The 16,316-nt window shown below is 36.0% G+C and carries 22 protein-coding genes; all 22 read right to left on the bottom strand.

Annotated elements, in window-relative coordinates; genetic code table 11:
• A complete protein-coding gene (locus tag KJA13_01610) occupies positions 1 to 576 on the bottom strand; it encodes a uracil-DNA glycosylase (protein MBZ9577714.1) in 576 nt (191 codons plus the stop codon).
• A complete protein-coding gene (locus KJA13_01605) occupies positions 573 to 1,712 on the bottom strand; it encodes a glutaredoxin family protein (protein MBZ9577713.1) in 1,140 nt (379 codons plus the stop codon). The genes KJA13_01610 and KJA13_01605 overlap by 4 nt, the downstream gene beginning before the upstream one ends.
• Before the next feature lie 93 nt (positions 1,713 to 1,805).
• On the bottom strand, positions 1,806 to 2,570 hold the full coding sequence (locus KJA13_01600) for a hypothetical protein (GenBank protein MBZ9577712.1): 765 nt from the start codon (positions 2,568 to 2,570) through the stop codon (positions 1,806 to 1,808).
• The gene (locus tag KJA13_01595; protein ID MBZ9577711.1) at positions 2,524 to 3,738 is read right to left on the bottom strand and encodes a hypothetical protein; all 1,215 of its coding nucleotides are present in this window, start codon (positions 3,736 to 3,738) and stop codon (positions 2,524 to 2,526) included. Before KJA13_01595 ends, KJA13_01600 begins: the two co-directional genes overlap by 47 nt.
• A gap of 390 nt (positions 3,739 to 4,128) precedes the next feature.
• Positions 4,129 to 4,797: an HD domain-containing protein gene (locus KJA13_01590; protein ID MBZ9577710.1), complete on the bottom strand. Its 669-nt coding sequence runs from the start codon at positions 4,795 to 4,797 to the stop codon at positions 4,129 to 4,131.
• A 351-nt stretch (positions 4,798 to 5,148) separates the two neighbouring features.
• Complete coding sequence (locus tag KJA13_01585) at positions 5,149 to 5,721, bottom strand: hypothetical protein (protein MBZ9577709.1); 573 nt, start codon at positions 5,719 to 5,721, stop codon at positions 5,149 to 5,151.
• Positions 5,722 to 5,993: 272 nt separating this feature from the next.
• The gene (locus KJA13_01580; protein ID MBZ9577708.1) at positions 5,994 to 6,188 is read right to left on the bottom strand and encodes a hypothetical protein; all 195 of its coding nucleotides are present in this window, start codon (positions 6,186 to 6,188) and stop codon (positions 5,994 to 5,996) included.
• A 4-nt stretch (positions 6,189 to 6,192) separates the two neighbouring features.
• Positions 6,193 to 6,984 (bottom strand): DUF362 domain-containing protein, encoded by a 792-nt coding sequence (locus KJA13_01575; protein ID MBZ9577707.1) that lies wholly within the window; start codon positions 6,982 to 6,984, stop codon positions 6,193 to 6,195.
• A 3-nt stretch (positions 6,985 to 6,987) separates the two neighbouring features.
• Complete coding sequence (locus tag KJA13_01570; protein ID MBZ9577706.1) at positions 6,988 to 7,311, bottom strand: hypothetical protein; 324 nt, start codon at positions 7,309 to 7,311, stop codon at positions 6,988 to 6,990.
• A 1-nt stretch (position 7,312) separates the two neighbouring features.
• Positions 7,313 to 7,624, bottom strand: a complete 312-nt coding sequence (locus KJA13_01565) for a divalent-cation tolerance protein CutA (protein MBZ9577705.1) — start codon at positions 7,622 to 7,624, stop codon at positions 7,313 to 7,315.
• An 8-nt stretch (positions 7,625 to 7,632) separates the two neighbouring features.
• A complete protein-coding gene (locus KJA13_01560) occupies positions 7,633 to 8,154 on the bottom strand; it encodes a hypothetical protein (GenBank protein ID MBZ9577704.1) in 522 nt (173 codons plus the stop codon).
• A gap of 35 nt (positions 8,155 to 8,189) precedes the next feature.
• Complete coding sequence (gene pgeF / locus KJA13_01555) at positions 8,190 to 8,882, bottom strand: peptidoglycan editing factor PgeF (protein MBZ9577703.1); 693 nt, start codon at positions 8,880 to 8,882, stop codon at positions 8,190 to 8,192.
• Between the two features lie 4 nt (positions 8,883 to 8,886).
• Complete coding sequence (locus KJA13_01550) at positions 8,887 to 9,405, bottom strand: GNAT family N-acetyltransferase (GenBank protein MBZ9577702.1); 519 nt, start codon at positions 9,403 to 9,405, stop codon at positions 8,887 to 8,889.
• A gap of 4 nt (positions 9,406 to 9,409) precedes the next feature.
• Positions 9,410 to 9,895 (bottom strand): 8-oxo-dGTP diphosphatase, encoded by a 486-nt coding sequence (locus KJA13_01545; GenBank protein MBZ9577701.1) that lies wholly within the window; start codon positions 9,893 to 9,895, stop codon positions 9,410 to 9,412.
• A 206-nt stretch (positions 9,896 to 10,101) separates the two neighbouring features.
• Entirely contained in the window at positions 10,102 to 10,752 is a 651-nt protein-coding gene (locus KJA13_01540; protein ID MBZ9577700.1) for a hypothetical protein, read from the bottom strand.
• A gap of 163 nt (positions 10,753 to 10,915) precedes the next feature.
• Positions 10,916 to 11,446, bottom strand: coding sequence for a hypothetical protein (locus tag KJA13_01535; protein MBZ9577699.1), 531 nt, complete (start codon positions 11,444 to 11,446; stop codon positions 10,916 to 10,918).
• Positions 11,447 to 11,494: 48 nt separating this feature from the next.
• Entirely contained in the window at positions 11,495 to 12,085 is a 591-nt protein-coding gene (locus KJA13_01530) for a hypothetical protein (GenBank protein ID MBZ9577698.1), read from the bottom strand.
• Positions 12,086 to 12,121: 36 nt separating this feature from the next.
• Positions 12,122 to 13,906, bottom strand: coding sequence for a peptidase S8 (locus KJA13_01525; GenBank protein MBZ9577697.1), 1,785 nt, complete (start codon positions 13,904 to 13,906; stop codon positions 12,122 to 12,124).
• 113 nt (positions 13,907 to 14,019) lie between these two features.
• Positions 14,020 to 14,526: a hypothetical protein gene (locus KJA13_01520; GenBank protein ID MBZ9577696.1), complete on the bottom strand. Its 507-nt coding sequence runs from the start codon at positions 14,524 to 14,526 to the stop codon at positions 14,020 to 14,022.
• A gap of 122 nt (positions 14,527 to 14,648) precedes the next feature.
• Positions 14,649 to 14,993: a hypothetical protein gene (locus tag KJA13_01515; GenBank protein MBZ9577695.1), complete on the bottom strand. Its 345-nt coding sequence runs from the start codon at positions 14,991 to 14,993 to the stop codon at positions 14,649 to 14,651.
• A 69-nt stretch (positions 14,994 to 15,062) separates the two neighbouring features.
• Entirely contained in the window at positions 15,063 to 15,368 is a 306-nt protein-coding gene (locus KJA13_01510) for a hypothetical protein (protein MBZ9577694.1), read from the bottom strand.
• Positions 15,369 to 15,447: 79 nt separating this feature from the next.
• The gene (locus tag KJA13_01505; protein ID MBZ9577693.1) at positions 15,448 to 16,035 is read right to left on the bottom strand and encodes a hypothetical protein; all 588 of its coding nucleotides are present in this window, start codon (positions 16,033 to 16,035) and stop codon (positions 15,448 to 15,450) included.
• Positions 16,036 to 16,316 lie beyond the last annotated feature (281 nt).

Genomic DNA, 16,316 nt, shown 5'->3' with positions numbered 1-16,316 from the left:
TTAATTAAATTTTTCTAAAATCTTAAAATCTTTTTTTAGAATTTCTTTCATATTTGGGTTGTAAGTTGCTACTGCTGGATGATAAAGAGGGATTAGGGACAATCCTTCCTTTATTTTAAAAACTCTCCCATGAATTCTGCTAATTGGTTGAATCTCGTCTTTTAAGTCAAACTTCTCCATTAAAAATTTCATTGAATACCTACCCAAAGGACAAATGATTTCTGGCTTGATAATTTCAATTTGTCTCTCCAAATAAGGAACACAGGCTTCAATTTCTTCTTTTTGAGGATCACGATTACCTGGCGGTCTGTCCTTTAACAAATTCGTAACGTAAACATCTTCTCTTTTTATCCCTACCGATTCTAAAAGCTCATCCAAAATCCTTCCTGCTGCTCCACAAAAGGGATGACCGGTTTTATCCTCCTGAACCCCGGGTGCTTCCCCAACAAACATTATTTTTGCCTGATGGTTTCCTTCTCCGATTACTGGATAAGTTCTTGTTTTATATAAAGGACATTTTCTACAATTTATAACCTCCTCTTTAATTTCTTTTAGTTCTTGGTTTATGTTTTTCATAACAAAGCACCAAATCCAAAAAGATAATAAAATCCAAGTAGGAAAAGAATTATTGCTTCAGTTAAGGTAATCCAAGTTATTGCTTTGCTTGAAGCAAGCCAAACTTTCATTGTCAAGAAAGCAACCAGAAAAACAATAATTTCATCTAGCATGTAAAAGAGGAGAAAAAGAGCAATGTATAAAAGATAAAAAAGTCCAGGAAGCTGAGACTGGGATAAAATACCAGCAAAAACAACGGGAACCGCAGCTGAACAAGGAAATTCTACAATGGTAATTATTCCGGCAAATAAAAGTACACTTCCTAAGAGTAATAAAATACTTCCTGGTTCTTTAAGAAATTTTTGAAATCTTAAAGAAAATTTTGATATTATTTCTTTTCCTAAACCTACTTCACAAGTTGGGCCGTATTTCCTAAATCTGATAAATTGTCTTAAAAAATAAATCCCTGCTCCTATTCCTAAAAGACCTATTAAAATTTCCATAGTTCTCATATAAGGAACAAGAAAAGAGAAAATTTGATACCAAAGAACTATTAAAAATCCATAGACAATAGCTGTTGTCAGGATAAAAAGCCCACCGAAAAGCAAAGTTTTCTTTCTTGAACGAAGAGCTAAGACCAGGCCTAAAATCAAAATCAAAGCCCCTAAAGAACAAATATTAAAACCATCCAAAGTTCCTAAAATAACAGCTAGTGTAGGTAAAGAATACTTCCTGACATCTATTTCACCAATAATTGGGAGAGTAATTTTTTCTTTAATTTCTTGTTCTCTACCAGTAACACACTTTTCAATACAAGATTCTATTTCTTGGCTAATTATATTATCAAAGCCCAAGAAATAACGCTCACTAGTAAAAGTAATTGGGAATAAGCCCCACTCTTCTTTTGCTACCTCATATTCCTGATAAAATTTCTTTAATAACTCAATGCTTTCCCTTTTGGAAATATCAAATCTTTTTATCTCTATTTGGGGGTATTGCTGCTCCAACTCATTCAAGAACTTTTTTTCTTCAGCACAATAATGGCAGCCCCTGGTATAAAAAAAATTAATCTCAAGTAGATTCTCTTGAGCTAAGACAAAATCAAAAACACCAAATAACAACCCTAAAACAAAAATAGCGAAAATATATTTTTTCATAAATATAATATTTGATTATATATTATAACAGGTTTCAATAATTTTTAAAGAAAAAGCCCCTTGAGATTTACAAACCTCAAAGGGCCTTACTTTTTAGAAACGGTATGTTATGCCCGCTCCATATACAATTTCGGTCTTGCGATTGTCGGATAGCGAAGTAAAAGGGGTAATACCTTTTACAGATATCAAGTCAATTGTAGTTGATTTAGATATCTGCCAACTGAAACTGCAGCGGTATTCTCCAAATAGACCGCTATCGAAACCGCAAGCACCATCGTCAAAGAATAAATTAGCTTTCTGATTAAGCGTGAGTTTCGGAGTTATCTGCCAAGCATGTTTAACGCCGGGACGGACGTAAAACCCATGCCCAAATTCATCACCTTTTGCTGAATAAGGGAATCCAAACCATACATAGGGCGTTAAGCAATGTTTGTCAGAGATATCAAAGCCTTTACTTATTTCAAAATAAGGCTCGATTATATCACCGTGGGGTGATTTAAAAATATCAACCAAGTCAAAGTAGTATGCGCCGATATCTAAATTAACCTTTCCTACTTTTCCGCTCCAACCGACAATATAATCAATTTCGTCGCCATTGTCAGAGGACAAACCCGTTCCATCAAGCCCGGCAGAATGCCAAATACCCAGATAAAATCCTTTTGGCAGTGAAGCAAACAAATCAGTTTGAATAACTGGCTTGTCATGCAAAATGTTACCACCGCCCTCATTAAGATACTTTGAGTAAATCTTCGACGATAGGGTTACAGAAATATCTTGACTCTCATCACCAGCAAATACAACTCCTGTTACCCTAGTTAATAAGACAACCAACCAAATTATCTTTTTGACCGTATTCATTTCTTTTTCCTTTCATTGTTTGGTTAATGTTGACGTTAATTACACCAAACAGAGAGGAACGAGGGACACGATCAATACTATCTGGTTGTCTGCTGCGCCAAATCTCTTTTAGAAATCTTACAATCATTACCAGTAATGGAGGTTCAGGTAATCCAATCTCTGGGGGTATTCCCCACCTTTCAACTTGATGAGTGTCTTCACTGGTATCATCGTTTAGATTCTGTTCTGTCTCAATCTGATTCTCTGCCCGACAAAGTATTAATCCTGGACTTCTTATTCTCTTTTCCGAAGCTCTGAGACTAGAGGAAAGCAATAGATGAAGGAACAAAGTTGCCATTAGAGCCAAGAATAGTCCTCGTCTAAAACTACCTCTGTTTTGCTGACGGTATTCAGCAATCCATTGCTTGTAATAACTACTATTAGCAACTTCTCTGACTAATTTTGACTCTTTAGCACTGAAAACTCGGAATAGCCCCTTTAATCTACGGAGTTCTGCTTCTACTCTTATCTCACGGACAACATTGTAGGGATACTCATAGATGTAGAAGAACCATCCTAGAATTGCCAAAATGAACTTCTTTTTATCAGCAAGGATGGTTCCAAGAATGCTTTTGTATCTCTGGGCCATCCTTATCAGATAAAAGAAAAGGACTAAAAGCATCGAACGCAGGTAGAAGATTGTTGACCGAGACAGTACCCCTCGCAAGCTAACTTTTTCAATCGGAAAGAAGTTCTCCTCAGGCGTATTTTCTTTACGCCAGTTGTTATAAATGGAACAAGCCTTCTCCCATTTGTGCCATTTATAATATCCTTTTTTAAGGTTATCCGAAGCGAGCCCTCTCAATTGATCCACTTCATATTGAGGATAGAAGGTTTCACTAGAGTCCCTCTTTTCTTCGATTTCTTTCAAATCTTCAAAATATTTTTGAGGGCTGTAGGAAATTCCTTCTACCTTTGCTCTTTTTACTTCCTCTCCAGCAAACTCTAACAACTCTAAACTTTCTTGTTTTATCTTCTTGGTATCGCGGCTTACCAGAGATTCTGCTTCTCTCGCAAGAAATTCTTTCAGAGGAGAGAATAACGGAAGCGCCCATAACAACCACAGCGCAAGCAAAACTATCTTTAACATCGTATCGTATCTTCTGAGAATATGTTCTATCTTTTTCATCGTTTATTTCCTTTCTGTATATTCAGTTCCAAATTAACTTTTCAAAGACCACAATTATCCAAAATTATAGCATTATTGTTATTTTTTGTCAATAGCGCAATAAAAAACAGAGGACGGGCCTCTGTTTCTTTTGTTTACTGTTTATTGCTCACCGGGTTTTCTTTTTGCTGAAGTAGAAAATATAAATGATTTCCAGGATGGCCAGGGTATTCAAAATCAAGAGGATGATGAACCAGCCCATTTGTTTGTTGCGGGCTGATTTCCATAAAGCCACTCCCTTCCAGGGGAGAGTCCAGAGAGCTATTAATAAAAGAACCCATGAGTTTCCTAATATAAATTCTTCCATAGTTTCTATTTAATTTTTTAACAATAATTATCTGACCTTTAGTGCTAAAGTAACCTAAATTTATTAATTATCAGACCGAAATCATAACCCAAATACTCTGCTGCTTTTCGGCAAAAAACCATTCTGTCAGTAAAAATTTCAAAATATTCCACTATCGGAACAAAATTAGTATCAATTCTTAATGTCAAAGTAATCCTTTTTTTGTTTTTATCAATTTTTAGACGACTCAGCTTGGTGGCATAGTTAACTCTGTCGTGAATATCAGATTTTATTTCCTCCATAACCCTGGCACTCACTCTTGAGCGATGAACATCGGATTTATCGGCTAAAACAACAATAGCAGAAATTGGACTTGCAAAACTCACATCTTCTATCTTCTTATCATGATTGGCAATGGCCTGCATAATAGTTACTAATTCTTTTGGCTCAAATTTATCTTTAAAAACTTGTGAAAAAAGTAAAGCACCAAAATAGTTATGGTAAGTACGGCTCAAGAAATTTCCCATATCATGACAAAAACCGGCAATTGCCGCCAACTCTCCTTCTTCTCCACTCAAACCAATTTCTTTAGCAATTGTCCTTGCCCTATCAGCTACTAAATCGGCATGCCTAAAACCATGATCAGTATAAGAAAGAGCAGCCAGAACATTTTCTGTCCCTTTAATAAACTCTAAAATCTGAGGATTCTTTTTTACTTGGGCTAAAGTAATCATATTAAATTATTTTACCCCGTAGAGAAATTTTGAACAATAGTATTGATTGAGCAAAGCTCAATTCAAAATTCTTCTACGGGGTTTAACACAAAACAAACTTCCCGAGAACAGTTCTCGAGGAATTATCTTCTACAACACAAAGCCATATTTTATTCTTCTTTTTCTTCCTCTGCTTCTCCTTCTTTTTCTGGTTCTGCTGGGGTACAACCACAAGTCTCACACATATTTTTATTTAGTTACTATTTATTACTCCGACCGTTTTCTAATTCTTATTCTACCTTATTCTCCTAAAATAGAAAACTCAAAAATAAAAAGGCCCAAGAATTTCACTTGAGCCTTTGCTTGTTGGTGCTAAACGAGCGCAGATTCTACAGGAACATACAGGAGATGGTTAATGGCTGAGACTATGGCCTTGGCAGAAGCTAAAATAATATCTTGGTCAACTCCTCTAGCATAACCTATCTTACCGTCATTCTCCATACAAATAGTAGATAATCCCTTAGCCTCAACTCCCCCTGGCTCTGCAAAAATCTTAAAATCTTTAAGCTTTACTTCTCCTAAAAGAATTCCTTTCTCGAAAACAGCCCCCGTAATAGCCGTCCAAACCGAGGCAATTGGCCCACCTCCACTTCCAGTGGCTTCAAATTCAACTTCGTTTTGGGAAAGAACTACTGTAGCAGATAAAACATCATGCTCACGGCGATAATCAACCCTTTTTACTGTAATCAAGCCCTCCGCTGTTGTCTCTTCTTGAACAAGAACTTCCTGGACAAGCATATAGAGATCGCCATTATTAAGAGGAGCTTTTACTTGAACCAGGCTATCGAATCCTCTACAAACTAATATCAATTCGTCCTCTGACAACTCATAACCAATGCCCTCTAATCTTCCCTTCAAAACAGCTGTTTGTGCTTCGCTACTCATTTTTCGCTCCTTTCTTTAAAAAGATTCCTTTTCTTATTTACTTTTCAAGGTACAAAAACGAAAGAACCTCCTGGTTGGGAGGTTCAATGTTTAGAAATTAGTAATTAGAAATTAGAAATTTTTGTTAAACCTCCCAATCGGCTTCTCCAGCAAAAGAAGCAAGCCAAGTAAACCGATTAAGAGGTTATGATTATTCAATTTATTAGTTATATCTCCAAACATTTTTCTTTTTTCTATATTAGTCCATCAAAAACCTTTGTCAAGCCCAATAGCTATTTCTTTTGGTCTTCAATAAATTTTTCAATTGAGCGGTCAAAAGTTTTCTCTGCTTCTGAAGAGAAAAAACAAGCTGGGAGTTCACCCGTCTGCCAATGATATTTTATACAATCGCAACAAGTCCCTTTTCTGGGACAATTGGGATAAGTACAAGGACAATCTTTTAAATTTTCTTCCTTTTTACATTCCATAATTTTATTTAATTCCGAATTCTTTTGCTTTTTTAATTTGGGGTAATTCCCAAGGGTCAATACCTTTAAGGGAATTTCCTCTAAAGCTCTGAATTATTTTTATCCCTTCAACATCAATAGCAATCCTGCTTGTTGAAGCTAAAATTAAATTCGGCTCAGCAAGCTTGCCTTGTCCCGGTCCTTTATTAACAAAACACTTCCGAGCATCCATAATAACCAAATCAGGATGAATAATTTTGTTTAATTCTGCTATTTTCTCTTGAAGATGTTTTATATGAAAGTGAACCCGGTGAAAAGGTTTTATAAAGCCCATGGAAAGCTTCAAGCTCCCGGTAAACTGAGACAAAAAGTGAGTTTTCAAACAAGGAAGAAGAATCAATTTATCAGCTCTATCTAAATAATGAGTAATATAAACTCTTTTTAGATATTTACCATTTGGTATCTCTTTTTTTACCCAGGGTCTCTCATCAAAAACATAAACCCGGGGAGGCCTCTTCATCTTCTCCAAATCAAAGATTCTTAATTTCTTCATTACTCTCCGTGTGTTCAAACTCATTGTAGAAGAATCGCCAAGCAGCACCATCTTAGGCTTGTATTCGTAAACCAATTCAACTACAGTTTTCAAAAACTTAAAATCAGTGGAACCTGGAAAAGGGTCAGCAGTATTAAAGTTCGGCTTTAGCAAAACCACATCTCCTTTCTTGATAAATTTCTTAAACCCACTTACCCCATCCACTGCCTCCAAAATTGTCCTTTTTAAATTTTTATCAACTTTGACTCGCGAAACCTTGCTCATAATTTAAAATTCTACTGGCCATTTTGGCTTAAATCTTTTATTAGTAAGTTTAGCTGCTTTAATTTTCCCAATTATAAAAGAGTCACAGTGCTTATCATTACTCCCCACAGTGTATCCATTAAAAATATGACCTGGGCTTAAACGATCTTTTCCATAAACTAAATGTTCCCCTTCGTCACCTATATCAGTAGTTAAACTATATGGCTCAACTTCTCTCCATCCCTCAGGAGTATTTTCAGTTTTAGGATAATAAATCTCCACTGTCTCTATTTTCCCGGCAGCTTTGGCAATAATTTCTAAAATCTCCCTAAAATCTGTGTATTCCATATTATTTTTTAATTTCTCTTTTTAGCCAATTGAAATATTTTTTATTTGAACTTACGGGAATTTTGACGATGCAGGGAATTTTATATGAATGAACTTTTTCAACTTCTTTTTTAACTTTTTTAAAATTTGCCTTGGTTGTCTTGGCAATCAAAACAAATTCATTATCATCAATAATCTTCCCTTCCCACCAATATAAACTATTTATTGGAAAAATATTCGCACAAGCAATTAATTTCTTTTTAAGTAAATGCTTAGCTATCTTTCTCGCCTCCCTCTTTGTCGGATTAGTTATATAAACAAAAACAAAATCCATATAATTTACTATAATTTAATTTTTTGGTAATTATATTTGTCCAAAGTGGACTGGACATCAGAGTATTTTTTTCCAGCAAGAATACCTCCAGCAGCCCCTTTCTCTTGGGTAACGTCTGCTAAACAGAAATCCGGCATTACAAAGCTTGCCTTCTCTCCAACCGAATCAAATTCAAAATCTGCAGTTACCAGCCCTTCTAAATCATCTAAGTAAAAATCTATTTCTGCTATTTTATTATTTACAGGGTAAAAATAACGAATTTTTCTTAATCTCTTTCCCTCCATTACCGATAATTCATAGAATTCTTTCTCTGACAAAGAAATGGTTTGCTCTCCCTGTTCTGAAGAATCGTTTTCCACTGGTGATTTTTTAGTCATCTCAAAAACATCTCCCCTTTTTCGAATTCTCAAAATTGGATGTTCTACTGACTGAGGAATATAAATATCGAGAATCTCAATAGATTTACAGTTTTTTAAATTTTTTGGTATTTCTTTTAGTAAAAAAGTTCTTTCTAATTCTATTCCATACATTCATTCTACCAGAAAATCGCCTTTTGGGCGATTTTTTATTTCCTTCCAATAACTGCCATCATTGTTTTGATTTCTTTAAATCTATCCCTTCTATAAGAAAAATATTTATCGGAAAGACAGAAAGTGCATTCCGGACTGATTTCAATGTTTTCTTCTTTTATTCCTAAATTAATTAATTGAATTTTAGCTATTTTTTTTAGGTCTAAAAATAATTTCCCGTTTTTATTTAATAAAGCGTTTCCCAAATAAGGTTTAAATTCTACTAACAAATCTTCTTTCACTTCAAAATGGCATTGGGAAATCCCTGGCCCTATTCCAACTAAAATATCTTTTGGCAAACTACCAAAATTTTCAGCTATTTTCTCAACACTCAAAGTCAAAATATTTTGAGCCAAATTCCGCCACCCTCCATGAACCAAACCAATAATTTCTTTTTCCGGGTCAAAAATAAAAATCGGCAGGCAATCAGCCATTGTAATAGTCAAAAATAAATTTTTATCTGCTGTTATTAATCCATCGGTTTTTTCTATTGTCTTCCCGGCTTCCTCATTAGAAACAACCTTTACATTATTCCCATAAACCAAACCTGCTTTCACTGCCAATTTATCTTTAATCCCCAATTTTCCTAAAAATCTTTCTTTATTCTCAGGTGAAAATTTCATCGCTCCATCACTTTTTTCAGAAAGAACAACAATTAAATTAGCATACTCTTTAAAAACCTCAAACATATTTTTATCTAACTTTAGCGAAAAGATGATCGTCAAACAATTTCCTTCCTTTTTTAACTTCTTTTCTTAAAATTCCCTCCAATTTATAGTGGTTTTTCTCTAAAATCCTCATTGAAGCTTTATTAAAAGGAAAAACGCAAGCATAAATTCTTCTAACTTTTAGTTTCTCAAACCCATACTTTGTCATTTTTTTCAGGGCAAGGGTCATTATGCCTTTATTATGACATTTCGGAGCAAGCCAATAATGAATTTCTGCTTGATGACTCTCTATTTCTTTAAATCCAATTCCACCAATAACCTCCTTATTAATATCAATTGCAAAGTTTATCTCTGCTGGTTTCTTCTTTCTCTGCTCTTTTAAATCTTTTCTTATAAATTCTTTGCCATGTTTTAAATTGTAAGGATAAGGAACCGTCCAAGTGTTTCGATAAATCTTCTTATGATTTATATTCTTAGCTAAAGATACTTCATCCCCTTTTTTAAACGGCCTCAAAATAAAGTTTTTTGTTTTAATAACAGGCATAATTTTAAATATTTTCTATAACCTTAACGTCTTTTTTAGAAATCTTTTCTCCTTTTTTGAAAATAAATTTAGCTTTTAATTTTTTGCCTTCCAAAACCTGCTGAAGCCAAAATCTATCATCCTCCCACATTTGTTTAAAAGGAATGTCTTTAACCTTAAACCATTTTGGCAGCATTTCTTCAGATTCTATTGGCTCTCCTTCCCAATTTTTAACTAAAAAGACATGAACGTCTTGATTCCATGCCCGATTATAAGGGAAATAAAAACTTAAAACAGCAACTTTTTCTAAATCTTTAATCTTCACTCCAATTTCTTCCTCGGTCTCCCGAATAGCTGCGTCTGCTATGTTTTTATCTCCTTTTTCTGAATCTATCTTCCCCCCAACTCCATTCCATTTTCCAACTCCAAACCCTCTCTTTTTCATTGCCAAAAGAAGCTCTTTGTTGTTTTGATTTTCTTTGACCAATAAACAAAGTGTTGCCTGTCTCATATTTTTACTATACCAAAAAAAGAGGTCTTTTGGGACCTCTTATTGAAAACAAGGATGAGAGCGCGAACTCAGTGCTAAACTATTAAGAGCGCTCCCATTCCTGCGCGCAGCAAATTAAAAGAGCAATAGGGTGAGGAAAGGAAGCAGACGAATATAACAAGTGAGCATTACCACGCTTCCTTTTCTCACAAACGGCCACGATATATTTATCTTAACATCTTCTGAGTTCTTTTGAACAAATCAACCGCTTGGTCTTTATTAAATTCTCTACCTGATTTAACAGCTTTCAAAACTCCCATAACTTCTCCGAGTACGAATTCTCCATCTTGTGCCAATAAGTGAGCAAAGGTGATAGGAACGAATTCGGGACTGTCCCCATAATACTCAGCAAATCCAAAATAGCTGCAAGCCCAAGAAAGATTGACCAAACAGGGAAGCAAATTATCTTCATCTTCCTGCCCAGAAGCTTGTAACAGCTCTTTGGCATTTCCTAACCTTTCCCTGGCTTTCTCTTTAAGAAACTGAAGTGCTTTGTTTGAAAGAGGTAAAGATAAAAATGTTTTGCTTCTTAGTAGACTAAACTCTCTCTCGTCACCTAATAATCGAAAACCAGTTATGAGGGGCTCGGTAATTGCAGGGTCAAGCATCCTCAATCTCCTTCGAAATTCGTCTTTACCAATCGTCAAAATATCTAATTTTGATTTTGGCAACTTATAAAGGCGAACTCTGGCTCTTTTATCTATTACTGCCATCACATTAATGTCGTTCCCCCTCAGATTACCATACCAGACCAGGTATTTAATATACTCTAGCTTGATTTGCTCCTTTACTTCCTGAATAATTTCCTTTTTATCCATTATTCCATCTCCTGTTTTGTAATTACAAAAAAAGAAGGAAAATTTTGTAATTTCTTCCTGTTTTTACTCAATCAGACGCCTTCTTTTTAAAGAGCTGCCCTAATAAGAGGACTTGATATTCCCATTTTAATCATAGGGGTAAATTTGTCAAGCAAACTTATAATTAATAGCCGGGCTTTACTCGAAAAAAATCAATAATACCCTGAAACCATCTTTGGGGCCAACCCTCTTTCCATGGTTTTTTTATCTTAACCATTGCGCTATCTTCAGCGCTAATTAAATCTCCTCTTAATTCTCCGGAAGCTTTAACTGAAATAATATATTCCCCTATCTCTTTTCCTTTTACTGACCAGGAAATAAGTTTTTTGCCCCCAGGATTTAACACTCCTGTTTTCTGTTCCTTGTTTTTTTTAATCAATTCTAACTCATCAGGAAGAAAAATCTTGGTCTTCATTTTTTCAATTTTTTCCTCTCCTTTATTTTCTATTTCTGCTTTTACTAAAAAAACTCTATTTACTTCCACCTTCTTAGGAGAAGAAATATTAACCTCTAAAGGATTGATGGTCACCCAAGCAGTAATAATACCAGAAAGAGAAGCTAAATTGTTCTTGGTATAGCTTACTCCTAAAAAGACGAGGAACAAAACAGAAATTACAAAAACTGAAAGTAAAATTTTTTTTATATACTTTGGCATATAAATAGTATCCGCAATTGACAAAAATCGCATATAAATATTCGCATCCTATTTTCTTTTAATTCCAATTCGCAAAGCAAAAAACTTTCTAAAAATGACAATAATTATAGCCCCTATCACTATTGCTAAAGCTACATAAGTCCAGGGAGCATACATCGTAAAGAAAGAAGCAATTTTATAATAAATCGCCTGCCAGATATTAGCTGGAGCAATCGTAAAATAAGTTTTGGTTGCAGCTGCTATGCCAATCGTTGTTCCCGGGCCTGCCTCAATAATAGGATGAGCTTCCAAATAGGCAAAATAATCTCCGGGCTTTACTCTAACTGGCAAAGCCAATTTTACTGCCACGCTTTGAGATTGACCCGGCTCTAAATGAAAGGAAGAAGGGCTAAAACTAAACCACTCTTGAGCTGGCCTTATTTGAGGCTGGTCTTGATGATAAGTAACTGCCAATTCATATTCACCTGGTTCATCCCCGGTATTGATTACCCCAATACTTGGAAAATTATAAATTCCTCCTGGTTTCAAGGCCTCATCAATCTCTATTTTGCCAAGATTTACCCCAACACCAATCCCGGCAAAAACCATTAAAGGAAGAATTAAAGAAGCTGTTAGAAAAAGAATAATAATTTTTTGCATATTTTTAATGATTTTAGTTATTAATTAATTATTACATTAAGGTTCAGTTGCAACAATAGTTACTACTGAACTATATTGATTTGAAGAAGAGGTTTCAGTGGGCATAGTTATCTGTAAATATAGATTTTGAGTATTTCCTTGGGCCACATTATCAGCCAAATCATACAGGGTATCGGGAGCTTCAAAAATAGTCCAAATGCTTCCATCCTCTGAATATTCCCAAACTACCTGATTGTCACCATTGGTTGTTCCCAGAGACCAACTGTTTCCATTGTCGGAAAAAACCGTGCTTCTAACATCTAAGTTAGCTGGTCCTATATTAATACTGACAGTTTGAACATCTTCAGAACTGTCTGCTGTTGCCTCCAATGGTAAAGTTCCAAATTCCACCAAGCCATCAGTGGTTAAGCTAATAGAAACAGCTGGTGCGTAAGTCAAGGCAGCATAGGCATCAACGATTCCGTGTCCATAGTATTGATCCCAACCAGTTGTTCCTTTATCTTCGGCAGTACTTTGAAGAATATTTCTTATGTCATCAGGGGTTCGATTAGAATCTTGAGCCAAAAGCAAAGCAACAACCCCTGAAACATGAGGAGTGGACATTGAGGTTCCATCCGCCCAAACGTAATACCAGCTGCAGGCTCCTCCAGAAAATGTAATCTGGCAAACTCCATCACCATATCCATCTTCATTTTGGTCAACACCCAAATCTCCCCCAGGAGCAACCAAGTCAATTCCTTCTCCGTAATTAGAGTAAGAAGCTCGCGTCTCATCATATCTTGTCGCCCCAACCGCAATAACTTCTGAATATTTAGCCGGGTAAGAAATTTGGCTGGCACTCTCATTGCCAGTGGCGGCAATTTGAACAACGCCATGATCGTAAGCGTATTTAATCGCATTATAAACTGTTTCTCCTGGATCGTAACCCGGTGGCCAACCTAAACTCATATTAATAATATCTGCCCCATTATTGACAGCATAATAAATCCCATCGGCTACCCAATCGGCTGTTCCTTCTCCTTTTCGGTTGAGAACTTTAACTGGCATCAAGGTCGAATTAAAAGCAATTCCAGCTACGTAGTCATTATTAGTAGAGCTGGTTATTGTTCCAGCTACATGGGTACCGTGACCCTCATCATCATTAGGATGGATATCACTATTAGCAAAATCATAACCAGCAGTAAAACCAGGATATGAACCAGCAAAATCCGGAGAGCGGCAAAACCCTTTATAATTTTCATAAGCAATCCCGGTATCTAACACAGCCACTACCACATTAGGATCACCCCCATATAAAGGAGCTGTAGTATCAATATCCCAAGCCTCCTCCATTCTAATCCCTCCTCCGTTTGCCCCACCATAGGGATTAGAAGAAGCACCACCGGTATTAATGGTATTATCATCATCAAAGTTCCATTGCCAAGGATAATGTTCATCAGCGGGAATCATAAAGGCATAACAAATCGAATTTGGCTCCGTATATTCAACTAACGGATTTTTTTGGAAAATATTAACCATTTCTTCGACGGTTTTGCCGGCAGGGATTTTAAGAACTCGAAAACCAACGAAGGGGCTAATATATTTTTCTTCAGGAATTTTTTCTTTCTGATAAATCTCACTAATTCTTTCTGCCGATACTCCTGGTTTAAACTTAACGATAATTTCATCAGAAACGTATCGAGACGAAAGTGCTTTTGGGAAGGGTTTTTCTATTATTGGAAAAGGCGGCTCTGACTGAGCTGTGCCTTTATTTAAACCAAATCCAAAAACCATCCCACCAATAATCAAAACCAATATCAAAATTTTAGAAATTTTTGACATATAAAAATTCCCTTTTTTAATCATATAAACTTACGCTTTGCCCTGCTTAGCAGGGCAGGGATTTTAGCGTTTAAAATAGAATTGACACCATTTTCTAAGAATATTTAGGGTAATTAGCCTCCCCAGCTCGCCAGAACAATAGTAGGCACAGAGTATTCCTCTGTATATGTTGATGAAGTAGGTGTAGTAATTCTTAACCCGAAGACGTAACTCCCACTTGCAGACACACTAGCAAGATCAACATAGGTTGTAGTTAAAGTAGTGTATGAACTAGGATCAGCGCCTTCACCAAATTCATGCACATATTCATCTGATCCAGGGGTACCAACAAGTGTCCATGACCCACTAGAAGAGGTTGCATCAGCTCCTTTAATCTCGAGGTCGGTATTAACACCACCAACAGTAGCAGTTATTCCTGATGTCTGGCCTGCCTCATGCGAAGTCTTTGATGTATTCAATGTCATATAACCATAATCGAAACTGTTTGGAGATACTATCACTGAAACTACTCCCGGAGTTACAGTAGCAGTAACACTTCCCTCTGTAGCTGCCTTCACTGCCGCTCCCACTACCATTCCAACTAATCCTAAAATCAAAATTGAAGCGATTAATGATTTCATTTTTTTCTTTCTTTTTACTTATTAATTATTTAATTATTGTCGACCTTTGCCACATCTCTATTCAAAGATGTGGGTTTCTAATGTAATGGGTGGACTATTGAGAATCTCGAAAAAGAACGAAATTAAATCATTTTTATGATGTATTCATGATTGCTGCACCATTCGTAGCGTGGATCATCTGTTGCTGGATGCCATATAAACCAACCTTCACTTAGCTTGCTAGCTATCGCATCTGGATTCATACCATCTGTGCATTGACAAATGTAGTGTCTGTTGTGAAACCACTGAACAAAGTCGCCATCCAGATTCGTCTGTAAATCTAATGCTGTGGGCCAAATCTCACTAAAATCATTTAGATTTGGATTTTTGTCAATTGCATTTGGATTATATGGTCCCTTAGCTACTACTGTTCCTATCGATGCCATTAGAAATACTGCTATTGCTCCAAATAGAATTAATTTTTTCATATTTTTGCTTTCTACTTAATTAATTTTTTATTCTTTATGACCTCGGTCGACCTTTCAGTCCTCCAATTTTTACCTTAACCAGGGTCTATCCGGATGTTTTCTTAAAATATATTCATATTTATCAATTCTCTCGCCGGTCTTTTCATTAAAAAGCGGGGTCCCTCCAGTATAAACTGTATCTTTGGGATCCCCGTATTGATTTAAATTATTTTCTTCTATCCAGGCCTCAATCTGCTGTTTTTCTTCTAGGGAAATTCCTTGTTCTGCTTCTTGCTCTTTTTCTTCTTCTTTTAATCCTTCTTTAAAAACAACAAAACCAATAACCAAAATCAAGATAATCAGCGAAATAATTATTATATTTCTCCTCAGCACCATAATGTATCATAATACACAGCCCTAAAACTTTGTCAAATCTAATTAAAGTTTTGCTCCGCAGCCAGGACACTTTCTTAATTTAATATTCTTCTATTTTTATTCCAAATTTGTCCATTAAATCAAATAAAGGACCTTTGCAGGCAGCGTGGGGATTTTCTCCAATGTAATCCCCGACTTCCTCTATCCCTTGAGTATAAACTCTCTCTGGAATTAAACACTCCAGTGTCAGATTTTCCAACAATTTCTCAAGAATGAAATCAGGGGCTACTTCCAATTGAGAAGGAATTTCTTTTAATTCAGTTACTTCAGCATAGACCACACAGAAATCACCACTTTGCCCTAAGATTTCAAATTCAACCTCGGCAAACTCTCCTATCTCTGCCCCGCCATTAGCTGGGGCGCATTTCTTAAGATTTTCTTCCAAGCAGGAAGCAGTGTCGCATTTAATTGTTTTTTCAGCTTTTTTATCAACATCAAAATAACTTCCCGGCTCTTTTTCTCTCATAAAAAGGAAATAATACCCTGTTCCAATCAAAGCACCTAAGATTAACAGTGTTATCAGCACTATTATTAAACACCCTATTGCGCAACCAGCCCCGTATCCTGATCTGCCACCGCTTTTAGGAGGAACCGGAGCCGCTGAAGTCACAGGCGTTGCTTTTTCCATTTCTTCATTTTACCATCACTACCAGAAATCTTCCAATTTTGGTGTGAGGACAAGCCAAAAAACGCCCAAATAAAAAAGGGCTTGATAAAAGCCCCTTTTAAAAGAGCAATAGGATGAGAAAGAGAGACACGCAACGATCTATACCCGGTTTGGGTATTAACTCTCTCTGCTTGTATTAATAACTTAGTCGGTTAAGCTAGATGTCCTCTTTGTGCGATCGCTAACAGCCTCTCTTCTCACCCGTGATTAATGGGAAGAACCTAATGATGAAGAGCTAAAAG

The sequence above is a fragment of the Patescibacteria group bacterium genome, assembly GCA_020148045.1.
GTDB lineage: Bacteria > Patescibacteriota > Minisyncoccia > Minisyncoccales > GWA2-38-27 > JAHCRG01.
Note: the sequence above shows the minus strand (reverse complement) of the source record. Positions and strands in the feature narration are given on the sequence as shown.